The organism is Exiguobacterium sp. HVEsp1 (genome assembly GCF_002009685.1).
Lineage (GTDB): Bacteria > Bacillota > Bacilli > Exiguobacteriales > Exiguobacteriaceae > Exiguobacterium > Exiguobacterium profundum.
In genome coordinates, this window is record NZ_KV917367.1 from 762,795 (window position 1) to 788,956 (window position 26,162).

Here is a 26,162-nt window from a genome sequence, read left to right on the forward strand (position 1 = left end):
ATAAAGAGTGTAGGAGAAATTTAGAGGGGAATGACGCGACGTATGAACGATACTATTTTAAAAGCGTTTAAAGGAGAGGCGACAGACTATGTACCTGTGTGGTATATGCGCCAAGCCGGACGCTACCAACCGGAATATCGAGAGATTAAAAAGACGAGGTCACTATTCGAGATCACGCATGATCCTGAACTTTGTGCATATGTGACGGAGCTTCCGGTGAAACAACTCGGAGTCGACGCGGCCATTCTATATAAAGACATTATGACGCCACTTCCGTCGATGGGGGTCGATGTCGAGATCAAGAGCGGGATTGGACCGGTCATCGACAATCCATATCGAACGATGGAAGATGTGGAACGTTTGAAACCGTTAAACCCGGAAGATATCTCATACGTCTTTGACACGATTCGTCTACTACGGGAACGACTAGAAGTTCCGCTTATCGGCTTCTCAGGCGCACCGTTCACATTGGCGAGCTATATGATCGAAGGGGGACCGTCGCGGAACTACCATCGTACGAAAGCACTCATGTATGCAGAACCGGATGTATGGAATGCATTGATGGAAAAACTCGGCGACATGGTCATCACGTATGCGAAGGCGCAAGCGGATGCCGGCATTCAAGCGTTCCAATTGTTTGATTCGTGGGTCGGGACGCTCAGCCGCAAAGATTATGCACGTTACATCAAACCGACGACGGAGCGTATCTTTAAAGAACTACGTTCACTCGACATTCCACTCATCATGCATGGTGTCGGAGCGAGCCATCAAATCGAAGAATGGCACGACCTTCCACTTGATGTGGTCGGGCTTGACTGGCGCCTGTCGGTACAGGAAGCACGGGACCGTGGTATTACAAAGGCGGTTCAAGGAAATTTAGACCCGTCGTTCTTGTTAGCTCCATGGCCGGTCATCGAAGAGAAGGTTAAGGAAATTTTAGATGAAGGAATGAAACAGCCAGGATACGTCTTCAACTTGGGACATGGGGTGTTCCCTGAAGTCGACCCGGCCGTACTCGTCAAATTGACGGCATTCATTCACGACTACTCACGCGAAAAAATGGGAGGCAACGAATCATGAAAACAGTCGGACTACTTGTCATGGCGTACGGCACACCGTACAAACCAGAAGATATCGAGCGGTATTACACGCACATTCGCTACGGACGCAAACCGTCACCGGAAGCACTCCAAGATTTGACGGAACGTTACGAAGCGATTGGTGGTGTATCTCCACTCGCAAAAATCACAATCGATCAAGCGGAGACGCTTCGTGACATCTTGAACGAGCGTCATGTAGGTGAAATCGAGTTCAAACTGTATATCGGATTGAAGCATATCGAACCGTTCGTAGAAGACGCGGTCGCGCAAATGGCGAACGACGGCATCAAAGAGGCGGTATCGGTTGTCTTAGCACCTCATTACTCGTCATATAGCGTCAAATCATACAACGGACGTGCTCATGAAGAAGCAGCGAAGTATGGCATCGACATTCGTTCGGTAGAGTCGTGGTATGATGAGCCGAAGTTTATCAAATGGTGGGCGAATGCGATTAACGATACGTATGCGTCATTGCCTGTACCGGCTGAAAAGACATGTCTCATCGTTTCAGCGCATAGTCTTCCTGAGAAAATCTTGGCTGGTGGCGACCCGTATCCGGATCAGTTGAAAGAAACAGCTGATAAAATTGCCATTGAGACAGGCGTCCCGCATTATGAGATTGGTTGGCAGTCAGAAGGAAACACGCCGGACCCATGGATTGGACCAGATGTCCAAGATTTGACGGCTGAACTTTATGAAAAGCATGGCTACGAGGCGTTCGTCTATACGCCGGTCGGCTTTGTTGCAGACCATCTCGAAGTATTGTTCGATAACGACGTCGAGTGTAAAGTTGTCTGTGACCGCCTCGGTGTTCACTACGCACGTCCGGCTATGCCAAATGCAGAGCGAAGCTTCATCGAAGCCATCGCGGATCGAATGGAAAGCGTGATTGTGCATCATGCGTAAATTCACGATTGTCGGTGGTGGGATCACAGGTCTCACCGCCGCTTTTTATGCAGAGCGTTATTTGCCGGAAGACGTGACCATCACGTTGCTCGAGGCGACGGATCGCCTCGGAGGAAAGATTGATACGTATGAAACGGGCGAGTTTGCGGTGGAACGTGGTCCGGACTCGTATGTCTTTCGTAAGACTGCGATGACGGAATTGATTGAAGACGTCGGTTTAGGCGATGAACTCGTTCGCAATGGAGTCGGTCAAGCTTACGTTCTTCATCATGACGGGCTCCACCCGATTCCGAAACAGACGGTGATGGGCATCCCGCTCGACGTCAATGCGTTTCGTGAGACGACGTTGCTTTCGGAAGAAGAGCACGAGGACTTGAAGCAGATGTTGCTGTCCCCTCCAGATGTAAAAGCGCCAGACTCGGACGTCTCACTCGGCCTCTACCTTCGTGAGCGTGTCGGGGACCCAATCGTCGACCGATTGATTGAACCGTTACTCTCTGGTATCTATGCTGGAGACATCGATCAAATGAGTGCGATGTCGACATTCCCGCAGTTCATCGAGGGAGAAAAGAAATACGGCAACTTGTATGAAGGGATGCGACACTTACGACCGGAACAACGAGTCGCAGAAGTCGGGGCAAAGAAGGTCGGTCAGTTCGCTTCGTTGAAACGTGGACTCAAGTCACTGACAGACCGCTTGGCAGAACGGTTGGAACGTACTGAAATCGTATTAAACTGTTCCGTCGAACAAGTATCCGAACGTGAGGACGGGTACCGCCTCTTCACGAATCGCGGAGATATCGACACGGACCATCTCGTGTTGACGGTCCCACCGCGCCTCATTCGTCAGTTCCTCCCGAAAGTCGACAGTGACTTTTTGGCGGACATGAAGCCACATGCGACGGCCACATGCTCGCTTGTCTTCAAAGAAGCGGATATTGAGCTTCCTTTCGTCGGGACAGGGTTCGTGACGAGTCAAGAAGCGGATGTGACAATCACGGCATGTACGTTCATCGACCAGAAATGGCCACATGCGGTGCCGGAAGGATATCACGTCCTTCGTGTCTTTTTAGGTCGTCCGGGGGCAGATGATATTGTCGAAGCATCCGATGAAGAAATCATCGAGACGGCATTACACGATCTCCGTGGCCTGATGCGCATTCATCGTGAACCGATTCAAACCGTCGTCAGTCGACTCCGTGATGGACTGCCTCCTTATGCGGTCTTTCATGCGGACCGTGTCAAAGCACTCCGAGCCGAGATGAGCCGGGTATATCCAGGCGTCATTCTCGCAGGAATCGCCTATGACGGAATTGGGATGCCGGACTGTGTGAAGAGTATTCGGGAACAAGTGAAGGCATTGCGTGAAAAAAATTGAGATTTGATGAAGGGAGGGTTCGGATTGTTCCGCAACCCTCTCTTTTTGTTATAGTTAGAAGCGAAAGAGAAAAAGGAGTGATGGAAGATGGCAACGTATAAACTTTTTGTATCAGACATGGACGGTACGATTTTGCACAACCACACCAAAATCGCGGATGAGACAGCGGAGATCGTTCGTGAAGCAGAGGCGGCAGGAATTCGCTTTGCGATTGCGACGGGGCGCAACTATGTGAATGCGAAACAGATTTTAGACGAGGTCGGACTCTCTTGCCCAATCGTATCGTCGAATGGGGGACGCGTGCTCGACACGTCGGGAGAAGTCCTTCACGAAATCGATTTGACGATTGATGAGGCGCTTCAAGTCATCAATGTTCTTCATCAAGATGACAAGTATGCGGACGTCTTTTATGAAATGTACACAGAAGCGGGACCCGTAGCGAGCCGTGGTGACTTGATTGAAGCGTCGATGAAAAACTTGAAAGCGAATGGTGACGACCGCTCGCTCGAGATGTACGAATTCTTTAAGAATCGCTATTACGTCAACGAAGACGTCAAAATTGTTGATGACATTGAGAACTTTATCCGACAAGAAGCGGGACGTGTCTACAAGTTCATCGCTTTCTCGAGCCACCTTGAGAAAATGAACGGACTTTGGAAAGAAATCGAAGACCAAGTCGAAGGGGTGTATGTCACATCTTCAGGCAATGACAACATCGAAGTGATGGCACACGGTGCAGATAAAGGGAACGGTGTGACAAAACTTGCCGAACATTATGGTATCGATTTATCTGAAGTCGTCGTCATCGGGGATAACTTGAATGACGTGCCGATGTTCAAAGTGGCCGGAAAAGGAATTGCAATGGGCAATAGCCACGAAGACTTGATTGCCATCAGTGACCATGTCACCGAGCGTCATGATGAGTATGGTGTGGCGAACGCATTGAAGCGCGTGATGACAGGTGAGTGGAAGTAAAAGATTTGTCGAGAACTCGTCTCGTTTCGTATAATACGAGTAACGAACATCCGACTAGGAGGAAATAAACTGTGAAATTTATTTATAATCCGGATATCCGCGACCCGAAAATCAACTTGGCGGTTGAAGAGTATATCCTTAAACATCTGAACGTCGATCATGAAGATTACTTCCTGTTCTATATTAACGGTCCATCCATCATCATTGGGAAAAACCAAAACACATCAGAAGAAGTCAACTTGAAGTACATCGAAGAGAATGGCATCGATGTCGTTCGACGTCTCTCAGGTGGTGGTGCTGTCTATCACGATGAAGGAAACTTGAACTTTAGTTTCATCACAAAAGACGATGGCAACTCGTTCAATAACTATAAGAAGTTCACACAACCAATCGTGGATGCGCTTCGTAACCTCGGTGTCGAGGCAGAGCTGACAGGTCGTAACGACATTCAGGTCGGAGAACGCAAAATCAGTGGGAACGCACAATTCACGACGCGTGGACGCATGTTCAGCCACGGGACGCTCATGTTCAACTCGAACATTGAAGAGGTCGTGAACTCACTTAACGTCTCGGAAGAGAAAATGCGTTCAAAAGGAATCAAGTCCGTTCGTAGCCGTGTGGCGAACATCACTGAATTTTTAGAGCGTGAAATGGAGATGGAACATTTCGTCGAAGCGCTTCTCCATTCGATTTATGATGGAGAACAACCGGAACGCTATGTGCTTCGTGACGAGGATTGGGAAATCGTCCATGATATCTCGAAAGAACGCTATGCGAACTGGGACTGGAACTTTGGGAAGTCGCCGAAGTTCGACGTCGAGTCGAAACGTCGTTTCCCAATCGGGACGATTGATGTCCGCTTGAACGTCAACAAAGGGACAATCACAGAAGCGAAGATTTACGGTGACTTCTTCGGTGTCGGTGACATCGAAGATGTCGAGCAAGCGCTCGTTGGGACGCGTTTCGAACGTGCGGCCATCCGTGAGCAATTGATGCAACTCGATTTGAAACATTACTTCGGAAATGTCGAGCTCGAGGAATTAGTCGATTTGATTAGCTAATGGCAAAAAGGTGTTTTGGGAATGTATTTCCGAAACACCTTTTTGATGTGATTCAATAAAAGTTAGTTTAGCTCTGCTTTAAGAATATCTAAGCTTCTCTCATAAAAATCTATATTTGTTTCAAGTCCTCTACGATTACACCACCCGATACTGTTGAATGCATCAGTAAATCGATAAAACGGAAGTACGCGCTCGAGATCAATCAATGGTCGAATACTTGAGTAACCTTCTTTGTAGGCTTCATACAACTGTAAGTCATGACTCAGATAGTCCCGATAAATCTTAGTGAAATCGACTTCTGTTGAACCAAAACGAACTGTTTCAAAATCAATCACACTTGAGACTTCAGATGATGTGACGAGGATATTGCCTGGTCTAAAATCCATATGTATAAAACTAGGCCCATCAGGTTCTGGAAGTTGTAGTCTCATCTTTTCAAAAGTATGAATGGCTTTGTTATATAATGCTTCTTCTAACAAAGGCTTTGCATCAGTCGCAAAATTATAAAATTGACGAATTAAAAACTGTGGCCACTCCAGATAAACATTTTCGATATAGGTGCTCTTTTGATTAGTTTGTGGTTCAATAGAATGCATCTTCGCGTGTACTCGTCCCACCTGAAAAGCGATTCTGGCCGATGAATTTACAGAAAGTTGTATACCGGTTGATTCTCTTAACAGCAGGGCACCGGTCGAATGTTCATCACCGGTCCAATAGTTCAATAATTTCGGAGTCGAGATATGGTTTTCTAACAGTCGGTATGCTTCGAGTTCACGAAATAATTTCACTTTAGAGAATGGGATTTTGATATATACAACCTCACCATTGGCTTGTACACATCGATACACGGTTGAACTAAATGAATTTTCAACAGGATCGACATGTTGAATATCCAATTTAAAAATATGAATAAGCTTTTCAAGCAATGTTCTTCCCCCCAATACAGATCTGACTATAACAAACTACTGAAAAGTATAGCATCAGATTATAGATGTTTGGCAGTTTCGTGAACGTTGATCATACGGATTGCGCCTCGATGGGAGAAGGCGTATCATAATTTGTGCAAGCGCTTTCGTGGCGGCTGATTAAAAATAGGAGGAATCACTATGTATCGAAGGCTCAGTGAATGGATGGACCCGAGTCGGATGTGGGTGACGGAACAATCAACGTTTGAACGTGCGATGATGGCGGTAGGTCTTGAGTTGGAACGAAAAGGCATGGTCAGTTCTTCATTTACGCGAGTCGTTCTCGATCAAGAAACAATCATTCCTTCTGGGGTGAGTGATGTCGCTGTACCGGTTGCGGTCATTGATGTTCCTATCTCTATAGCGAAACGAGATGGTATTTCCCTGCTTCATCTGTTGAATCCATGTGAAGTAAAAACCATCACGGGAGAAACGATTCAAGCGAAAGCGATATTATTGATTACGGCTACGAATGAATCAAAGAAACAAAGCTATCACAAACTGATTGATGATTTGCTCATGGATGATGAATCCCTTCAAGCGCTCGTACACGTGAAAAGTCGCGCCGGATTGTTCCACTTACAGGCGAATTTTTTGGAAGCGTTTTCTTATTGAAACATTTCATGTACAATAGAAGTAATTGAAAAGAGCGCGGACAACGTGCTCTTTTTTATGGCTCAAAAGTGAATCATCATTCATTTAAAGGGGGATTACCATGGCAAACTTAGTCAAGTCACTACAAGAAGTAGTGATGGCTCACCCGCAGAAAGCAGCGTATGTGTTTGGGGAAGACACGGTGAGTTACGGACAGTTTTATGGGCAAGTCAAGGCGATGGCGTCGACACTTGAGCAAAAAGGAATTGGACAAGGCGATCACGTCGCCCTCGTTCTCGGAAACAGTCCTGCGTTCCTGATTGCATATTTCGCTGTGTTGTCACGTGGAGGGGTCGTCATTCCGATCAACCCTACATACACGCCTGATGAAATGGCCTACATTCTGCTTGATGGGGATGTAAAAGGGATTGTTGGCTTATCACCGCTCGTCGCACAGGCGGAAGCGGCACTCACGAAGTTGCCTCACTTAAAACTCGTGATTTCCGTTCCATATGCCGATGTTCCGGCATTGAAGCGGGAAGGGACGATTGAATTCATCCCATTCGCAGAAGCGTTTGCCGAAACAGAAGGAACGTTCATCGAAGTCGACGAGGATGAAGTTGCCGTCATCCTCTATACGAGTGGGACGACCGGAAAACCGAAAGGGGCTCTGCTCACGCATCGAAACTTGTTCTCAAACGCACATTCAATCGGAGAGTATTTAGACATCACTCCAGAGGATAAGGCATTGGCGGCATTGCCGATGTTCCACGTCTTCTGTTTGACGGTCATCGTCAATGCACCACTCCTTCGAGGGGCGACGATTGTCATCTTACCGAAGTTCTCACCACAAGATGTGTTCGATCTAGTACCAAAGCACCGTGTGACGTTATTTGCCGGTGTGCCGACGATGTACAATTTCTTGTTACAGACGGCAATGAAAGTACCGGCCTACACGTCTGCATTGAAGCATGTTCGCGTGTTCGTCTCAGGCGGAGCAAGCTTACCAGTTCAATTGCTCGAGTCATTTGAGCAGATGTTTGAGTGCAAGATTCTTGAAGGATACGGTCTGTCGGAGGCGTCACCGGTCACCTGCTTCAACCCGCTCCATGGCGAGCGTAAAGCAGGGTCAATCGGCCCTTCCATCGTTCATGTCGAAAATAAAGTCGTCGACGAGCTTGGGGAAGAAGTCGGCGTCGGTGAAGTCGGAGAGTTGATTGTACGAGGACCGAACGTCATGAAAGGGTATTACAAATTACCGGAAGAAACGATGATGACACTTCGGGACGGATGGCTCTATACGGGCGATTTGGCTCGACGTGACGAGGATGGTTACTTCTATATCGTCGACCGGAAAAAGGATATGGTCATCGTCGGGGGATATAACGTATACCCTCGTGAGGTAGAGGAAGTATTGTATCAACATCCGGATATCGTTGAAGCTGCCGTCATCGGTGTACCGGATGCGGAGCAAGGAGAAGCGGTGAAGGCATTCGTTGTCACGAAACATGACGGTGTCACGAAAGAAGAGATCCGTGCATATACACAAACAAAGTTAGCGAAATATAAGCAGCCGACTTATATTGAGATTATCGAGGAACTTCCGCGAAACACGACTGGAAAGATTTTACGAACGGTCTTGAAGAGCGAAGCGTTTCAAAATAGTTGAGTAGAGAGGGGCGACTACGAGTCGTTCCTTTTTTATCTTTTCGTTTGACACTGTTAGGGGGTAGGGGTATATTAGTGGTGAGGTGATCAACATGGATGAATTTATGCATGACCAACCACTCGTTCCGCGTGATGATGCCGAACGGGAGGCACTCGGGAAACGTCTAAAACGAATCGAAGGACAAGTCCGAGGGATTCAAAAAATGGTCGAGAACGACCGCTATTGTGTCGATATTTTGACTCAGACGTCAGCCATTCAGGCCGCTCTGAAGCAAGTCGAGATGCAACTGTTAGAGCGTCATATGCGCAAGTGTTTGGTTCACGCAAGCGAGACGGAAAACATGGAACCTTACATTGATGAGTTGATGACGATCGTCAGCCGCATCAAAAAATAAGGAGGGATGTCATGAAAACCGTTGAGTTATCCATACAAGGAATGACCTGTGCGGCTTGTTCGGCACGAATTGAAAAAGTATTGAATAAGATGGACGGAGTGGAAGCGACGGTCAACCTTCCGCTTGAGACGGCGACCATTCGTGTCGATGAAGGCATTACAGAAGAAGAGCTGATTGCGCGGATTGAGAAAATCGGATACGGGGCCGAGCCGAAAGTAGAGATGGCGCCGCCGCATGACTTACGTCCATTACAGCGGAAGGTCATCATCTCTGCACTGTTGTCGGCCCCATTACTCCTCGTCATGTTGACGCATATCCCGGGACTCGGATTTCATGCACCATGGCTGATGAACCCATGGTGGCAATTCGCCTTAGCGACCCCCGTTCAGTTTTGGATTGGGGCGCAGTTTTATCAAGGGGCATATAAGAGCTTGAAGAGCGGTTCGGCGAACATGGACGTGCTCGTCGCGACGGGGACATCGGCCGCATACTTCTATTCCATTTTTGAAATGATTGTGCACCCGATGAATCCACATCTCTATTTTGAGACGAGTGCCGTCCTCATCACGCTCGTCTTACTTGGGAAGTGGTTAGAAGGACGAGCGAAAGAGAAGACGACCGATGCGTTGAAATCACTCTTGTCGCTTCAGGCGAAAGAAGCCATCCTGTTCGTTGATGGTGAAGAACGGTCTGTCGCTGTCGAACTCGTCAAAGTAGGAGACGTCCTCGTCGTGCGTCCGGGAGAGAAAATTCCGGTCGATGGACGGATCATTGAGGGAGAGACAGTCATCGATGAATCGATGTTGACAGGAGAATCGATTCCAGCGGAGAAGACGGTCGACGCCGAAGTCGTCGGCGGAACGATCAATCAGTCCCATCGTATTCTCATGCGTGCGGAACGAGTCGGGAAAGAGACGATGCTCGCTCAAATCGTACGTGTCGTCGAACAGGCACAAACGGATAAGGCGCCGATTCAACGTCAGGCTGACCGCATCTCGGGTGTCTTCGTGCCGATTGTCGTAGCCATCAGTGCCCTCACATTCGCGGTCTGGGCATTCCTGTTAAATGATATCGATACGGCCATTCGGGCATCGATTGCCGTACTTGTCATCGCCTGTCCGTGTGCCCTCGGTTTGGCAACTCCGACATCGATCATGGTCGGAACGGGACGAGCGGCAGAACAAGGTGTGTTGTTCAAAGGTGGGGGACAACTCGAATCACTCAATGAATCAAACATCGTTGTTTTTGATAAGACAGGGACATTGACGAACGGGACACCGGAAGTGGTGGAAACGTTCGGAGATGAAGCGATGCTCCGCCGTGCCGTCATGGCAGAACGGCAATCGACGCATCCTTTGGCAGCTGCCATCGGTCGGGAAGTCGGCGACGGTGTCGTGACGAAAGTGGAAGAGTTAGCCGGAAGAGGAGTCAAAGCGGTCGTTGATGGGAAAGAACTCATCATCGGCTCTGTTCGAATGATGGAAGAGCTCGGATACAACTTGCCAGATTGGTCGATGGGGGCGATGACCCCGGTCTACGTTGCGGATGAGAGCGGGATTGTCGCAGCGTTCGGGCTACAAGATCAATTGAAACCGAAAAGTCGTGAAGTCGTGCAAGCGCTTAGTCAAACGCGTGACGTGTACGTCTTGACGGGTGATCGGAAGGAAGTCGCCTACGCGATTGCCGACGAACTTGGCATCCCTCATCATCAAGTGATTGCCGAAGTCCTTCCGGTTGAAAAGGCGGACCAAATCGAACGCTTAAAACAATCCGGTCGCGTTGCCATGGTAGGGGACGGCATGAACGATGCCCCGGCACTTGCGGTGGCGGACGTTGGGATCGCATTCGGGAGCGGTACGGATGTCGCACTCGAGGCGGCAGATGTTACAATTGTAGGGCAAGACATTGAAGGCGTGAGTCGAGCGATGAATATGAGTCGTTTGACGATGAAGAACATTCGTCAAAACTTGTTCTGGGCCCTTGCCTATAATAGTCTTGGTATCCCGGTCGCTGCAGCAGGGTTACTTGCCCCATGGATTGCTGGAGCAGCGATGGCGTTCAGTTCGGTGTCTGTCGTCTTGAACGCATTACGATTAAAAACACAAGGAGGATCATCATCATGAAAGAAACAACGTTAACCGTAGAAGGTATGACATGTAATCATTGCAAAGCTGCCGTTGAAGGAGCATTAAATGAATTGAATGGTGTCGAATCAGCGACGGTATCGCTTCAAGAGCATCGAGTCGACGTGATCCATCAAGATTCTGTCTCACTTGAGACGATGGTGGAGGCAGTCGAGGAACAAGGATATGACGTAAAAGCATAATCATGGTAAGTCCCGAGTGAAATCGGGACTTTTTTTTGTGGTATTCAATGAATAGGATGTGTGCTATATTTAAGTTGATAATGAGAATCGGTATCAACGGGAGGCGGACATCATGGAAATGATCATGATCAGTGGAGTGTTGGCGATGATTAGTGGGGGCGCGGCATTTTTGACGCAACAGTTACGAACAAATTCAGTACGCTGAAGAAGGTGCGATTTCGTTGCCTTCTTTTTTCTTTGACTTCATTTCTTTCCCATCATTTCACGACAATTGTTTGATATGATGAGAAAAAACGTGTTGAGGTGACTTGAATGTATACAATCTACTTAGTCGACGATGAAGCAAACTTAAATAAAATGCTCGTCACGTATCTAGAACAGGAAGGATACAACGTTCGCTCATTTGCGGATGGGACATCTGCACAAGAAGCGATTCCAGATCAACCGGATTTGTGGGTGCTCGATATCATGTTGCCAGACCTGGATGGCTTTCAATTGTTGAAACAAATCAAAGCCGTCAATGCGAATACGCCGACGATTTTCATCTCGGCGCGCGATGAGGATATCGACAAAATCATCGGACTCGAGATGGGTTCGGATGACTACATCGCCAAACCGTTCCTTCCAAGGGAACTTGTCATCCGTGTCAAAAAATTGATTGATCGTGTCTACGGTTCGAAGTCGAACGAGCATATCGAATACGGAGAGTACACCATTTATCCGGATAAACGTCTGATCAAGCACGGAGATGAAGAGATCGATTTGACTTCGAAAGAATTTGATTTACTGCTACTCTTCCTTGAACATCCGGGCTCCGCGTTGTCGCGTGAGCAAATTTTAGAAGGTGTTTGGGGGAATGATTATTTCGGATCGGACCGCGTCGTCGATGACTTGGTGCGTCGTGTCCGAAAGAAATTGCATCGCCTTGAGCTCGAAACGCTTTACGGTATCGGCTACCGTCTCGTCAGACCATGATGGACGCGCTTAAACCGAAACGTCTCATGTGGAAGATTTGGGTGCTCATCTTACTCATCATCGTGACGCTTGCGCTCATGATCTTGATTACGGTCCGTTCATCCATCACCCAGTTCATCGATGAACAAGTGTATGAGACGTTACGAGATGTGGACTATTATTTAGGGAACACGAATGAGTTAGAGAACTATCCCCAAAACCCGATTGAGTATGACCGACGCCAACAGGAGTCCCGTTCGGTCAACCAATTGATCTTTCTCCCGAACGGACGGATCATCTACGGATCGGCCCCGCTTGAATTGACGAACCGCATGTATCAGGAAGCGTTAAATCAAAGTGGTCAGGTCGAGCGGTATCAGACGACAATTGATGGGGAAGACGTCTATTACATCATTCGTCAAAATGAGTACGATGGAACGATTGTGTATCAGGCCTCCTACGCTTGGGATGCCTATCGTCGTGAGTTGGTGTCGACATTATACTGGCGAATCTCGATTCTGATTGGCATCATCAGCCTCTTGTCACTGATTCCAGCTTTATTGATGTCGCGTCAACTGACGAAACCGATTGTGGAGATGGAACGGGCCGTTGAGAAGATTTCGAATCGACAGTGGGAGACCGCTTTACCATTAGATCGTCAAGATGAACTCGGTCAGTTGGCCCATTCGATTGATGCCATGCGTAAGGAATTAAAAGAGCAGGATTTGGCACAACAAGCGTTGCTTCAAAACATATCGCATGACTTAAAGACACCGATCATGGTCATTCGAGGATATGCCCAATCGATTGGGGACGGTATTTATCCGACAGGAGACTTGAAAGGTTCTGCCGAGGTCATTGATGAGGAAGCGTCTCGACTCGAAAAGAAAGTCGTCGATTTGTTGTACGTCACAAAACTTGAATATTTCAAGGGACAGGAAATGAAACTTGAACCAATTAATCTCGACAAGTTGATGGAACTGCTCGTCGCGCGCTTCAAACTTAGAGGCCAGCTCGATTGGGAAATCAATGGCGAAGGCGGCGAGATGCTTGGAGACGGGGAACAGATCCGGGTCGCATTTGAGAACGTGCTCGACAATGCACTCCGTTACGCGGAATCTTGCATTCGCATCGACCTCCACCAAGATGACGCTGGCGTTGAAATCACCATCTTTAACGACGGACCGCCAGTTGATGAGAGTCTAGACTTGTTCCACCAATTCTCTCGAGGGAAGCAAGGGAAGTTCGGACTCGGTCTGTTCATCGTGCAGCGAATTGTGACACTTCACACAGGGGAAGTGTCTCTACGAAATACAGGAGACGGAACAGCAGTGCGATTTTACTTTCCCCGACTCAAGTCGAACCAACCTTTAAATTCGAATGCTTGATTTTCAAAACCAGCCAGGAAACGGCTGGTTTTTTCATGGGAAATAGACAAAAGCCGATTTGCGAGGCGCATCGAATCCTGGTATGAATGACATGTAAGTCATTACATACGTTATGGGGGATGAAAAGATGAGCAGATTGACCAATGAAACGAGAGCTTTAATTCCTGTATTTAACGAGTTTGGCGAAGCGGAAACACTTGTGTATCAACCAGAAGGCGTCATGCGAGTAAAAGGGTCGCCAATCGACTTATTAGAACACGCGTGTCTATACTACGGGTCGAGCATTCAAGGTCGAATCGAGGCAGCGCGACACGTCCTCGGACCACATCGAAAGACACCGGTCGTCATGGATTGGCATGCGGATGCCGTCTTCTTTCCGACGATTGCCAAAGAAAGTCCAGATTGTGCGTGGATCAACTTTCAACACGTGACGGCCATCAAGAAAGACGGAAAAGAGACTCTCATTCAGTTTTTGACGGGGGAATCGGTCAAGGTTCACGTATCTGATCATACCGTGTCGAGACAAAAACAACGGTCAATCGAATTATCGTACGCTTTTCAAAAACGTTTCCATGACAGCACATTGCAACACGCTTAAGGATTGAATTCAATGACAAACCCCTCTATGATGAAGAAGAGATATCATATGTGTATTTGCACATCTTCCGAAAGCGAGGGGTTTTTATGTTTTTTGAAAAAATGATTGAGCGAGGGAAACTGGTTATCGTGTTTCTTCTCGTCGCAATCGTCGTGGGTGTGCTGACGTTCTTCCAGCTCCCTAAACGTGAGATTCCGGAAACCGGGATCAATATCGTACTCGTTCAAACACCGTATCCTGGTGCGACAGCGGAAACGGTTGAACGGAATGTTACCGGCGTGTTAGAAGAGGAACTACGTAGTTTAGAAGGAGTAGAGAACGTGACGTCGATCTCGGCTTCAGAGTTCTCGAACATCACGGTCGAATACGCGGACGGCACCGACCAGGAAGAGTTTCAGGCGAACGTTCGACAAGCGTTGTCGGATGCGACGCCTAAACTTCCTGAAAACGCGCTTGCGCCAACGGTCAATGATTCACTCGGGCAGTTACCTGTCGCATCGTATTTATTGACAGCAGACGATCGTGGATCATTTGAGGATGTTCGATCAGACATCGAACAATTAGAGTCGAAACTTTTGCGAACGGATGGCGTGACGGGAGTCACGATCAAAGGGTTACCAGAGCAGGAGTATGTCGTGTCACTTGACTCGGAAGAGCTGAGTTCACGTCAACTTGCCTTTCCTGATGTGTTAACGGCCATTAACGAAGAATACAAGACGACACCGCTCGGCCGTCAATCGACTGAAGAGGGGATTTATCAACTGGCAATCGATAACTTGACGAATGTAGACGATATGGAGCAAGTCATCGTCGGCTCATTCAATGGGGAACCGGTCTTACTGGCAGATGTCGGGACGGTCGAAGAGACAGCGAAAAGTGAAACCGATCTCGTTTCATTAGACGGAAAGCCGGCTGTTTCGATCACAGTTCCGATTGAATCAGGCTTGGATATTCCAACGATGCAAGACCGTGTCAACGAGGTAGTCGAAGATGGTCTTGGAGACTTAGACGGTTTTGAACTCGTTCCATATTATGAGCAGGCAAAAGCCGTCGATGCGATTTTCTCGTCATTGACACGCGAGTTCATTATCGCCATCATTGCCGTCATTGCCGTGACGACGATTGGTCTAACATTCTCTGGCTCGATTATCGTCAGTCTGGCAATTCCGTTGTCATTCTTGATCGCCTTGATCCCGTTACAGTTCACCGGGGTCGATTTGAACCAAATCTCGATTATCGGGGCAATCATCGCCTTAGGGATCTTGGTTGATGATGCGATTGTCGTCAATGACAACATCTTACGACGTTATCGTAACGGAGACTCGGCGATGCTTGGAGCAGTCCGAGGAACGAAAGAGGTATGGGGCTCGATTGTCACGTCGACACTCGCGGTCGTCTTTGCTTTCCTTCCGCTCACCTTGCTATCGGGCGCAAACGGTAACTTCATTCGCGCCTTGCCGACGGTTCTAGCCCTCTCTGTCTTGGCCTCGATGGTCATCAGTTTGACGCTCGTACCGATTGCGCAGTATCGTTTGAATCGTAAAGAAGTGAAAGTATCAAAACGTGAACCAGGTTGGCTCGGCGGACCGCTCAACCGACTCAGTAATTTCTACGCCGACCGCCTCTTACCGAGTGTCGCGAAGCGTCCGTGGACGTTTGGAATTGTCGGATTTGTCATCACGACGGCATTGTACGGTTTGATTTTACTCACGCCGTTTGAGTTCTTCCCAGCCGCGAACCGTCCGGAAGTCGTGACGAGTGTGACCTTCCCCGTTCAAACGGATTTGGAAGAGACAGAGACACGTCTTGAAGAAATTGAAGCGAGATTTAAAGAAGAAGAGGGTGTCGTGGAAACATCCGTCTTCGCTGGAGGCGGTCTCCCTGGTTTATTCACGGGTGGACTCGATCAGTCTGGTGAAAACACGGGGCAAGTGGTCGTTCGTGTCGACAACGAATCAATCGATGCCATCGAATTGATTGATAAGTATACGAACGTGTTGCGTGAAGACTATCCGGACGCCGAAATTTTCTTAGATACGCAACAACAAGGACCGCCGGCATCCGCACCTGTCGAATTCACGATGCGCAGCGAGACGATTGATCAACTCGTGGCTGCACGTGACCAAGTGAAGGCTGACCTTGAAGAGATTGACGGGGCCATCGTCCTCGATAATATTAAAGAACCGTTCCAAACACTCACATACGAATTAAATCGTGAGGAAATGGCACGGGCTGGCGTGACGGCAAAAACAATCAGTGACCAAATTCGTCTCGTCACAGACGGTGTTCCAATTGGTACATTCGATGACGGAGTGGAACAGCGTGACGTGAAAATCGTCATTGATGCAGAGGCGAACCGCGAAGCACTCGCCCTTGACGAGATTTTAATTCCTGTCCAAACAGAAGCAGGTCCGCCCGTTGCCCCACTTAGTACGTTCGTGACGGAAACGACAACAGAACAAATTCAGCAGATTCCTCGTGAGAATGGGGAGCGTTCGGTCACACTCCAAATCTATGCGAGCGAAGACATGGATGAAGAGACATTTAAACAAGATGTCGAGCAGGTGTTGGATGATGCGAAGTCGGGGTTAGAGGATGAAGGGATTACGTTCGACCAGTCCGGTGCGAGCGACACGCAGAACGAGTTCTTCTTAGAGCTTGCGACATTGTTCGTCGTCGTCTTATTCTTGATTTACTTGATCATCGCATTCCAGTTCAACTCACTCTCGTTGCCATTACTCGTCTTGTTCACAATCTATCTCGCGATCGCTGGAGCGGTCGTCGGATTGTTCGTGACTCAGACACCGTTCAGTTTCATGGCATCGATGGGGATGGTCTCGCTTGCGGGAATCGTCGTCCGGAACGCAGTCGTCCTGTTCGAGTTTATCGAACAACGCATTCGTGAAGGATTACCGGTCACGACCGCCGTTTACGAAGCAGGGCGCGCTCGGATTCGTCCGATTCTCTTGACGGCGCTCACGGCAGTCGTTGCCCTCTTACCAGTCGCACTTGGGGAAGACCCGCTCTTCAAACCGCTTGCGATCGGCATCGTATCGGGTATTCTATTCTCGACTGTATTGACTCTCGTTCTTGTTCCGGCGTACTACCTGATTTTGGCGAAACGTCGTCATAAGGACAAACCGTTTACAGAATGATTTAGCTTGAAGATGTGATGCCGTATGGTGTCACATCTTTTTTTGAACCATTTGTCACATGTTTTGGGTGATGTTGTATGGGTATAATTAGAAGAGAGGTTTTGAACAGTATGGGAGGGAATTGAAGATGAACGATTCATATACTTGGCTCAATCGCCGCAAAGTACGACCAGCGTACAGTGTGACCGGGAGCCGTTCGTGGTCGAGTGAACGCGTCGTTCGACCAGATCGCGCACGTGGGAAGATGGTACGTGATGTGAAACGTGTACGTCGCCCGTACGTAGACGAGTACGGCAATCGTCGTTGGACGACGGGGCGTGTGGTCGTCACGGATGCATCACGCAAGGCGCGGGCACATGGACATGGTGATACAGCCGTACAATTAGAATTCTCGACACCAACGCCATATGAACGTGTGAAAGAGATGATCCCGACGAAACGTGTTCTCGTTCCGGTCGTTGCCGGACTCGCGGTCGTCGGTGGGATTGCCGGTGTCGCCTATGCACTTCGCAAAAAGAAGCGGAATAAGAAGAACTAAAAAAATCGCCGAAATTTCGGCGATTTTTTTAGTTGAAGCGTTCAGCGAGGATGCGCTCGAGTTCACGTTGACCGAGTTCACGCATTTCTGCTTCATTCTCTTCATCGTATGCATCATCCGAGAAGCGGCCGACAAATTCAACCTTGCCGTTACCGAGTTCACGGAACACTAAGTTTTTGCGATCGTTGTAAAAGACGACACGGTATTCACGACCATTTTCATGATCGTAGTTGAAGACGCCTTTGATGTGGTCCATGTTCTTCTCTTCGGGCTGATCCTCATCATCGTCCTCATCTTCTTCTGCTTCAGCAGCTTCATTAGCTTCATCAAGCGCGTCGGCGAGGACTACCGTTTCTTCTTTTTCTTCCGTCTCTTCCTCAGATGAGACGACTTCTTTTTTTTCTTCTTCTGTCATGTGAAACGACCTCCTTTGCTTACTTTCCTATCATACCCACTTTTTATAGTTGTGACTACTCAAAATGATGCGAACAAACACGGACGACATTCGAAGATGACATGATCAACCGTTGAAATAGCTGACGCTTGATCGATTCCGGGGCATCCACGGTCTTGAGCGCCTGTTCCATACATCCAAGCCAATGGCCGGCATGTGTCTCGGAAATGGGATGCTCATGATGAATCATCGCCAAGTTTCCACCGCCACGACGTTCAGAATACAACTTTGGACCGCCGAGCAACTGTGTTAAAAATTCAAATTGGTGCTGTTTGACTCGATCTTGATCTTCCGGAAATAGTGGAAGTAAAATTGGGTCGGCATAGACGAGGTCATAAAACGCGTCAACGAGTTGTTGTACACCACGTTCGCCTCCAAATTGTTCATAGGCACTCACATACATCCCCCCTCATACGTTCAGTCTAATCGATTTCAATCGAAAAAGGGAATGATGTAGGCTGCTACTTTTTTGAATAAGGTATAGAAGAGGTTTCCCTCTACAAATGCTTAGGGATGGTTCATAATGAAGAAAAAAGGGAAGGAGTGTTCGCTAAAATGACAGTGACCTTTCACGTTGGTCGATCGGGGACGGGAAAAAGTGAACAAATGATCCATGAGGTCATTCAAGAACTGAAACAAAATCCGAGCGGACCGACGATTTATATGATTGTACCGGACCAAATGTCGTTTGAGATGGAAAAGAAAATGGCGACAGTCGATGGTTTGCATGGCTCGACGCGCATTCAAGTCCTTTCGATGCGCCGTCTCGCCTTTTTGATGATGCGGGATGCCGGCGTAGCGACAGATCAATTCTTAGACCAGACGGGGACCCATTTGTTGTTACGGAGGGTCGTCGAGATGAGCGAAGAACGATTGACCTTGTTCCGCCGTACGATGAATCAGTTCGGATTTTATGAAGAATTGAACCAATTGATCTCGATGTTGAAGCGAGGGCTTGTTGAACCGGAACATTTATTGCGGTTAAGCGAACAGGCGCAGCACCGTGCTCTGAAGCTACAGGACCTTTCCATCATCTATGAAGGATTTTTAAAGATGACGGAAGGCAAGTCACTCCATACAGAAGACTATTTCAACGTCATGTTGCAAATCATTCCGGAGACAGATTTGACGGATGTACGTGTCTATGTGGACGGATTCAACGAGTTTTCAGAGCAGGAGTTGGCGGTGCTCGTCGCACTCGCAGAGAAGGTCGATGTCGATGTGTTGCTGACAATCGATCCTGTCTTCTTGTATCGCCTCAATCCATTGTTTGGACCGACGCAGCGGACGCTCATGCGTTTCAAAGAACTGTTGGCAGAACGGCAGATTCCTTCTCGAGACGAGCTGTATGATACCGTCTATCGTTACACGCATCCGAGTCTCCGTTACCTTGAGGCCACATTCGACCAATTGACGGCGGAACCTTACACTGGTTCAGAGAACCGGATTGATTTACATGCCGCAGTCGACCGGACCGTCGAGGTGGAGGCGGCGGTTCGAGAAGTCATCCGTCTGACACGTGAAGAAGGGTATCGTTATCGGGATATTGCGCTCGTGTCACGCTCACTCGATGAATATGGTGATTTGGCATCTCAGGCGCTCCAAAAGATGGGACTGCCATACTTCCTTGATGAACGGCAACCGATGCTTGACCATCCGCTCGTCGAACTGTTGAAAGCGACGATTGAGATTGCTTTACGTGGATACCGAGAAGAGTCCGTGTTCCGTGCCCTGAAAACAGAACTCGTCGTCCTTGATCCGGTGCATCGTCGTACGTCGGTTGACCGGCTTGAAGCGTTCGTCATCGAGCGGGGAATCAAACATTACCATTGGCATGACGAATGGCAATTGCGCCGTCGTTCCGGGGAAGAAGCGCGACTCACGAGCGAAGAACTCGATATTGAGGCTGAGCTGAATCGATCGCGGGAGCGTGTCATCGAAACGTTCGATCCGTTGCTAACGGATTTGAAACAGGCGAAGACGATGCAGGCTTATACGCACGCCATGTATGCCTTTTTAGAGCGTGTCGGTGTATCAGACTGTTTGACGCACTGGCGTGATGAGGCGATTGAAGAGGCGGAACTACTCGAAGCGCGTGAGCATACTCAAGTATGGGACGCGGTCTTGCACTTGCTCGAACAGTTAGAGGCCGCAGCTCCGGAAGAGACGTTGTCGACGGACTTGTTCCTACAGATGATGGACACCGGGCTAGATAGTCTTCGTTATGCGCTCATTCCACCTTCGCTTGATCAATTGACGATAACGGATTATGTGCGTGGTCGATTGATTGATAAGAAAGTTGTCTTCCTGCTCGGGGCGAATGAAGATCAAATTCCTCTTGTCACGACCCAGTCGAAACTGTTGACCGATCAAGATTTGGATTTCATGCATGAGAATGGACTTCGTGCCGGCAAGGCGACAGAGCATTTGTTCGATGATGAAACATATTACTTATACAAAGCTGTGACAGCGCCGAGCGAGCGGCTATACATTAGCTATGCCCTAGTAGACAGAACGGGGAAAGCCGTTCAACCGGCGCGCTTTATCGCTGACTTGAAGGCGCGACTTCACCAAAATGTCATCAAGACTCATTTTGCTGAAGCAGGTGAGCACCGACCGCGTGATCAATTCGCCTTCTTGACGAATGTGAATCAGACGGCGGCGGTAACGGCACTTGAACTTCAGCGGTTGAGTCGTCATTATCCGATTCAAGATATGTGGTTTGCTGTCTACAATGAACTGTTGAAGCATCCAGATGGACGGGAACGTCTCCAGTTGTTGACGAGCGCCCTCTTCTATCAAAACATCCCGGAATCGTTGGACGATCGTGTCGCAAAATCGCTTTATACTCCGTCGATTCGGGCGAGTGTCTCCCGCCTTGAGACGTTCCAAGCCTGTCCGTTCAAACATTTCGCAAGTTATGGCTTGCGTCTGAAGGAACGACGATTATACCGGCTCGAGGCTCCGGATATCGGGAATCTATACCACCGTACCATCGAACATATGTCGCAGACTGTGAAGATGGAAGGAAAGGAATGGCGAGATGTCACCCCGGACGAGTGTTCCAATTTAGCGGAGCAGGCGGTCGAACTCGTGACCCCAGAGATTCAGCATGCCATCTTGATGAGTTCGAATCGTTACGCCTACTTAAAGAAAAAATTGACGGACGTCGTCAGTAAGACGGCAGAAGTGTTGATTGAACAATCAAAACGAGACGGCTTTGACCCGGAAGCGTTTGAACTCGCGTTCGGCAGCGGACAATTTCCACCCGTTTCGTTCACTTTATCGAACGGGGCGACCTGTGAACTGATCGGTCGAATCGACCGTGTGGACACTGCGATGGTCCACGACCAGCTATACGTCCGAATCGTCGACTATAAGTCGAGTAAACGTGAAGTCGACTTTGCAGAAATTTATTACGGTCTGGCGATGCAGATGCTCATCTATTTGAAGGTATTGATTGAGCAGGCAGAGGTGTGGACAAAAGAGAACGTGGCACCTGCTGCGGCGCTCTATTTCCACGTGCACCGACCACTCGTTCCACCTGCTGGTTCTGAAGAAGAGACGCGTCAAAAAGTATTGGAGTCATACCAGATGCAAGGGCTATTAGTAGATGACCCCGAAATTTTAGAGATGATGGACCGCTCGGCGAAAGGCACATCTAAAAAATCGATTGTCATCCCGGTCAAATATAAAAAAGATGGAACCCCTGACGCCAACACCTTGAAGAAGATTGTGACCCCTCCTCAGCTCGAACAGTTGATGGATCATGCGTTCGACGTCGTTAAAGCGAGTGCCGAGGAAATGTACAAAGGAAAAATTGACGTTGAACCTTATGAATATAAAGAACGGCGCCCATGTCAGACGTGTCCGTATCAGAGTGTCTGTCATTTTGACGAAGCGCTCTCGAATACGCCACGTAAATTGAAGAAGCTTGAGAAAGAAGAGGTATTTCAGGAGTTAGGAGGCGATGACCGTGAAATGGACGAATGATCAGTTCGCCGCGATTGAAGCGAGAGGAAGTCACGTGCTCGTCTCGGCTGCGGCAGGGTCCGGAAAGACGGCAGTCCTTGTCGAGCGGTTGTCTAGTCGATTGCTTGATGAAACGGATGAACTCACGGCAGACCGGATGCTCGTCGTCACCTTTACGAATGCGGCAGCGGCAGAGATGAAACGACGAATCGCAAAGGCACTTGAAGAGGCGTTACGCGACGACCCGACAAATGAATATGTCCGAAAACAGCGGCAAATGTTGAACCGCGCACTCATTACGACCATCCATTCATTCTGTTTAGAGGTGATTCGTGAGAACTACTACCTATTAGATTTGGATCCGGCGTTTAAGATTGCGGAAGAACGGGACCTCGTCCTGTTGCAGGATGATGTCTTAGAAGAAGTGCTTGAGGAAGAGTACGGGAAACAGGATACCGATTTCTTCGCTCTTGTCGATGCGTATACGTCAGACCGGGGTGACAGTGAAATCGAGGATTTGATTCTTGGTTTATACCACTATGCGCGCACTCTCCCAAATCCTGATGCTTATTTAGACAAACTCGTGTCCATGTATACGTTCGGAGAAGATCCTGATGAGGAAGCAATCTTGATTGAGTTTGGACAGATGCTCTGGCATGACATCGAAAAAGCCGTACGAGATCTTCGGAAACTTGAAGCGGAGCTTCGGGTCGCCGGGTATGAGCCACAGTCTGAAAACATCCGGCAAGCGATTTTTCCGTTCGAACAGCTTGAAGGGGAGACCATTGTCTGGAGTGAACTCGAGACGGCGGCTCGTGCGATGAAGTTTGGCACGATGAAGGCTGTTCCGAAAAAAGAGGAGCACCAGATTTACCACGAGGTCCTCAAACCAGCTTACGACCAAGCGAAGAAAAAATTGACGGCAGCGGTGGAACAGGCTCGGGTCAGCGGGGCGGACTTATTGGAAAGCGTCTCGATGCAACAACCGCTCGTTGAAACCCTCGTTCGAACGGTCCGTGCGTTCGGCAAAGCCTATGAGCAAGCGAAGCGCGACCGTGCTTTTGTCGACTTCAGTGACTTGGAACATTATGCGCTCGCCATTTTACGACAAGATGGGGGACCGTCCGATGTTGCGGCGCTTTATAAAGAACGCTTCGCTGAGGTACTCGTTGATGAATATCAAGATACGAACGAGATTCAAGAAACGATCATCAATCTGGTCGCGAATGAACGAGAAGAAATCGGGAATTTATTTATGGTGGGCGACATCAAACAATCGATTTATCGATTCCGCCATGCCGAACCGGGTCTCTTCATCGATAAGGCGACGCGCTTTAGACAGGCGAACACAGGGAAGCGGATCGACCTCTCTCAAAATTTCCGAAGTCGTTCTGAAGTCCTCTACGGAATCAATGATTTGTTCGTCCAACTCATGGACGAAGAGGTCGGCGAAATCGCATATGATGAGGCGGCCCAACTTGTTCCTGGACGTGAGTATGAACCGATTCCGGCGGACCCTGAGTTTATTTTAGTCGATGGGGCGAGTCGTGATTTATCGAAGCAAGAAGTAGAAGGACGGGCGATTGCTACGCGCATCTTAGAACTCGTATCGGGAGACGAACCGTTTAAAGTGACGGATGAATCCACCGGTCAACTCCGAAACTGTGAATATCGCGATATCGTGATTCTCGTACGTTCGAAAAAGGAACGTGTGGAGCAATTGATGGACATTTTGACACAGTACAATATTCCGGCCTACACCGACTCGGATGGCGGATATTTTCAAGCGACCGAGATTCGGATGATCCTGGCACTTTTGAAAGTGATTGATAATCCACTTCAAGACATCCCACTTGCCGGTGCGCTGCGCTCCCCGATGTTCCGTTTTAATGATAGCGAGTTGGCACGGATTCGACTTGAATCAGAAGATTCATTCTATGAGGCGCTCAAGTCGAAAGCGGATGACGATGATGAGCTTGGCGTAAAATGTGGCGACATGCTTGACCGTCTCTCCCGTTGGCGTACTTATGCACGAAATCATAGCTTGTCGGAATTGATTCAACAATTATTCAATGACACCGGGTTTTATGACTTCTCAGGTGGATTACCTGGAGGAAAAGGGCGACAGGAAAACTTGAAGGCACTTTATGACCGGGCACTCGCCTATGAACGTAGTGGCTATCGAGGTCTTTATCGCTTCTTACGCGTGATGGACCGTCTACAGGACACCGGTGAAGATTTGTCAGAGGCGCGGTCACTCGGGGACGAGGAGAACGTCGTTCGTATCATGACCGTGCACAAGTCGAAAGGTCTCGAGTTTCCGGTCACGATTGTTGCCCAACTCGGAAAACAATTTAATAAACGCGATCAAATGCAACGTGTCATTTTCCACAAACAGTACGGCATCTCGCTTGATGCGATTGACGTCGTGACACGTACGAAATCGGAGACGTTCGTGAAAGAGATGATTCGACGTGATTTAGATGCGACGATGAAAGCGGAAGAGATGCGTGTCCTTTATGTGGCCCTGACACGAGCGAAAGAAAAATTGATTCTCGTGGGAACAGTAGGCGAACCACTCAAACACCTTCAGCAGTGGCTTCAGGTCGGTCACTCTGGAGATCGATTGGCGAGTGAGGCGAGGCGAGAGGCAAAAACGTATCTCGACTGGATTGCACCGGCGCTCTTACGCCTACCGAGTGCCGCTTCGTTTATCGAATCATTCGGCTTCACGGTTCCCTCTACTTTCCAAGAGTCGACTTCATGGGTTTACCGTGTCATCGGAGAAGCGGACCTTGCAGAGATTGCGACCCTTCAAGAGATGATGGCACAGTTGCACCACGTCCAGCGATTTGAAGCAATCGATTTTCCCATTCAAAATGAAGAGGAAACGATTCGTGCCGTTAAGCGGGCTTTGACTTATGACTACCCAGCACGGGATGCGGTGCGTACGGCAGCGAAACAGACGGTGACCGAACTGAAGCGGGCGATGCAACTCGAACAAGCCGCCTTCGAAGATCCGGTACGTCCGATCGATACTCCTTATCGCGAACCGAAATGGCGTCAAGTCAAACAGACCGGTGCGGAGCGCGGGACGACGTTACACTTGATTTTCCAATTGGCTGATCCGAATCAACCGATTGTCGATCAAATCAATCAATGGGAAATGCAAGGGATGCTCAGTCCGGTCGAGGCAGAGACAGCACGCCTCGCCATCCCGGATATCGAGATGTTTTTCCAAACGGAAGTTGGTCAAGCGCTCGCCGATGCACTAGAGCGCGGGACGGCATGGCGAGAGCTACCTTTCACCTACACGGTGCCGGCCGAACGCGTCAATCCGGATGGACACTTCACGGATGAGCATGTCTTGATCCAAGGGATTATCGATTGTCTGTATTTCGATGGGGACTCGTATGTGCTCCTGGATTATAAATCGGATGCTGTCACGCATCTATCCGATTCTCGGGAAGACGCACATGAGCGATTACGAGAGCGATATGCGATTCAATTACAATTATATCGAGAGGCAATCGAGACGATTTGGGATATCCAAGTCGAGCGGACTTTGATTTACTCACTTGATCTACAAGAAATCGTGACCGTGTCGACTAAATAAATGTGAATAAATGAAGAGCGATGTCAGTTATATGACATTGCTCTTTTCTTATGTGCACATTCACATTCGATTTCGTTGACAATCAAGTTGGAGAGGAGTAATTTATTTTATATAAAGAA

General features: G+C 48.6%; 20 protein-coding genes. 17 read left to right on the top strand and 3 right to left on the bottom strand.

Annotation, left to right across the window (positions count from 1 at the left end):
- The first annotated feature begins 30 nt into the window (after positions 1 to 30).
- The 5 genes from hemE to lplA all read left to right on the top strand — a co-directional run bounded on the left by hemE (position 31) and on the right by lplA (position 5,420).
- Complete coding sequence (gene hemE, locus BV910_RS04005) at positions 31 to 1,080, top strand: uroporphyrinogen decarboxylase (protein WP_015880943.1); 1,050 nt, start codon at positions 31 to 33, stop codon at positions 1,078 to 1,080.
- Positions 1,077 to 2,006 (top strand): ferrochelatase, encoded by a 930-nt coding sequence (gene hemH, locus BV910_RS04010; protein ID WP_078146425.1) that lies wholly within the window; start codon positions 1,077 to 1,079, stop codon positions 2,004 to 2,006. Before hemE ends, hemH begins: the two co-directional genes overlap by 4 nt.
- Entirely contained in the window at positions 1,999 to 3,384 is a 1,386-nt protein-coding gene (hemG, locus tag BV910_RS04015) for a protoporphyrinogen oxidase (RefSeq protein ID WP_078146426.1), read from the top strand. The genes hemH and hemG overlap by 8 nt, the downstream gene beginning before the upstream one ends.
- 87 nt (positions 3,385 to 3,471) lie before the next feature.
- Positions 3,472 to 4,359 (top strand): Cof-type HAD-IIB family hydrolase, encoded by an 888-nt coding sequence (locus BV910_RS04020; protein WP_078146427.1) that lies wholly within the window; start codon positions 3,472 to 3,474, stop codon positions 4,357 to 4,359.
- Positions 4,360 to 4,430: 71 nt separating this feature from the next.
- Entirely contained in the window at positions 4,431 to 5,420 is a 990-nt protein-coding gene (gene lplA / locus BV910_RS04025) for a lipoate--protein ligase (RefSeq protein ID WP_078146428.1), read from the top strand.
- 62 nt (positions 5,421 to 5,482) lie between these two features.
- Here lplA and BV910_RS04030 read toward each other — a convergent pair whose 3' ends face one another.
- A complete protein-coding gene (locus BV910_RS04030) occupies positions 5,483 to 6,346 on the bottom strand; it encodes an aminoglycoside phosphotransferase family protein (RefSeq protein WP_078146429.1) in 864 nt (287 codons plus the stop codon).
- A gap of 180 nt (positions 6,347 to 6,526) precedes the next feature.
- Here BV910_RS04030 and BV910_RS04035 point away from each other — a divergent pair, with 180 nt between their 5' ends.
- From BV910_RS04035 to BV910_RS04080, 10 genes are all read left to right on the top strand, one after another.
- Positions 6,527 to 7,000, top strand: coding sequence for a PTS sugar transporter subunit IIA (locus BV910_RS04035; RefSeq protein WP_078146430.1), 474 nt, complete (start codon positions 6,527 to 6,529; stop codon positions 6,998 to 7,000).
- A 100-nt stretch (positions 7,001 to 7,100) separates the two neighbouring features.
- Positions 7,101 to 8,648, top strand: a complete 1,548-nt coding sequence (locus BV910_RS04040) for a long-chain-fatty-acid--CoA ligase (protein ID WP_078146431.1) — start codon at positions 7,101 to 7,103, stop codon at positions 8,646 to 8,648.
- A 91-nt stretch (positions 8,649 to 8,739) separates the two neighbouring features.
- The gene (locus BV910_RS04045) at positions 8,740 to 9,042 is read left to right on the top strand and encodes a metal-sensitive transcriptional regulator (protein ID WP_015880950.1); all 303 of its coding nucleotides are present in this window, start codon (positions 8,740 to 8,742) and stop codon (positions 9,040 to 9,042) included.
- 11 nt (positions 9,043 to 9,053) lie between these two features.
- Positions 9,054 to 11,165 carry a heavy metal translocating P-type ATPase gene (locus BV910_RS04050; protein WP_078146432.1) on the top strand — a complete coding sequence of 704 codons (2,112 nt, stop codon included), beginning with the start codon at positions 9,054 to 9,056 and terminating at the stop codon, positions 11,163 to 11,165.
- Positions 11,162 to 11,368 (top strand): copper chaperone CopZ, encoded by a 207-nt coding sequence (gene copZ / locus BV910_RS04055; protein WP_074037662.1) that lies wholly within the window; start codon positions 11,162 to 11,164, stop codon positions 11,366 to 11,368. The genes BV910_RS04050 and copZ overlap by 4 nt, the downstream gene beginning before the upstream one ends.
- A gap of 312 nt (positions 11,369 to 11,680) precedes the next feature.
- Positions 11,681 to 12,343 (top strand): response regulator transcription factor, encoded by a 663-nt coding sequence (locus BV910_RS04060; protein ID WP_015880954.1) that lies wholly within the window; start codon positions 11,681 to 11,683, stop codon positions 12,341 to 12,343.
- On the top strand, positions 12,343 to 13,710 hold the full coding sequence (locus BV910_RS04065) for a sensor histidine kinase (RefSeq protein ID WP_235189242.1): 1,368 nt from the start codon (positions 12,343 to 12,345) through the stop codon (positions 13,708 to 13,710). The genes BV910_RS04060 and BV910_RS04065 overlap by 1 nt, the downstream gene beginning before the upstream one ends.
- A gap of 127 nt (positions 13,711 to 13,837) precedes the next feature.
- Positions 13,838 to 14,308, top strand: coding sequence for a competence protein ComK (locus BV910_RS04070; RefSeq protein ID WP_015880956.1), 471 nt, complete (start codon positions 13,838 to 13,840; stop codon positions 14,306 to 14,308).
- Between the two features lie 86 nt (positions 14,309 to 14,394).
- Complete coding sequence (locus tag BV910_RS04075) at positions 14,395 to 17,463, top strand: efflux RND transporter permease subunit (protein ID WP_078146433.1); 3,069 nt, start codon at positions 14,395 to 14,397, stop codon at positions 17,461 to 17,463.
- Positions 17,464 to 17,590: 127 nt separating this feature from the next.
- The gene (locus tag BV910_RS04080; RefSeq protein ID WP_015880958.1) at positions 17,591 to 18,001 is read left to right on the top strand and encodes a hypothetical protein; all 411 of its coding nucleotides are present in this window, start codon (positions 17,591 to 17,593) and stop codon (positions 17,999 to 18,001) included.
- A 28-nt stretch (positions 18,002 to 18,029) separates the two neighbouring features.
- Here BV910_RS04080 and BV910_RS04085 read toward each other — a convergent pair whose 3' ends face one another.
- Complete coding sequence (locus BV910_RS04085; RefSeq protein WP_015880959.1) at positions 18,030 to 18,416, bottom strand: hypothetical protein; 387 nt, start codon at positions 18,414 to 18,416, stop codon at positions 18,030 to 18,032.
- A 55-nt stretch (positions 18,417 to 18,471) separates the two neighbouring features.
- Positions 18,472 to 18,852 (bottom strand): truncated hemoglobin, encoded by a 381-nt coding sequence (locus BV910_RS04090; protein ID WP_015880960.1) that lies wholly within the window; start codon positions 18,850 to 18,852, stop codon positions 18,472 to 18,474.
- Between the two features lie 158 nt (positions 18,853 to 19,010).
- On the opposite strand from BV910_RS04090, the gene addB reads away from it, so the two are divergent.
- The gene (gene addB / locus BV910_RS04095) at positions 19,011 to 22,448 is read left to right on the top strand and encodes a helicase-exonuclease AddAB subunit AddB (RefSeq protein ID WP_078146434.1); all 3,438 of its coding nucleotides are present in this window, start codon (positions 19,011 to 19,013) and stop codon (positions 22,446 to 22,448) included.
- Positions 22,426 to 26,043 (top strand): helicase-exonuclease AddAB subunit AddA, encoded by a 3,618-nt coding sequence (gene addA, locus BV910_RS04100; RefSeq protein ID WP_078146435.1) that lies wholly within the window; start codon positions 22,426 to 22,428, stop codon positions 26,041 to 26,043. Before addB ends, addA begins: the two co-directional genes overlap by 23 nt.
- Positions 26,044 to 26,162: the final 119 nt, after the last annotated feature.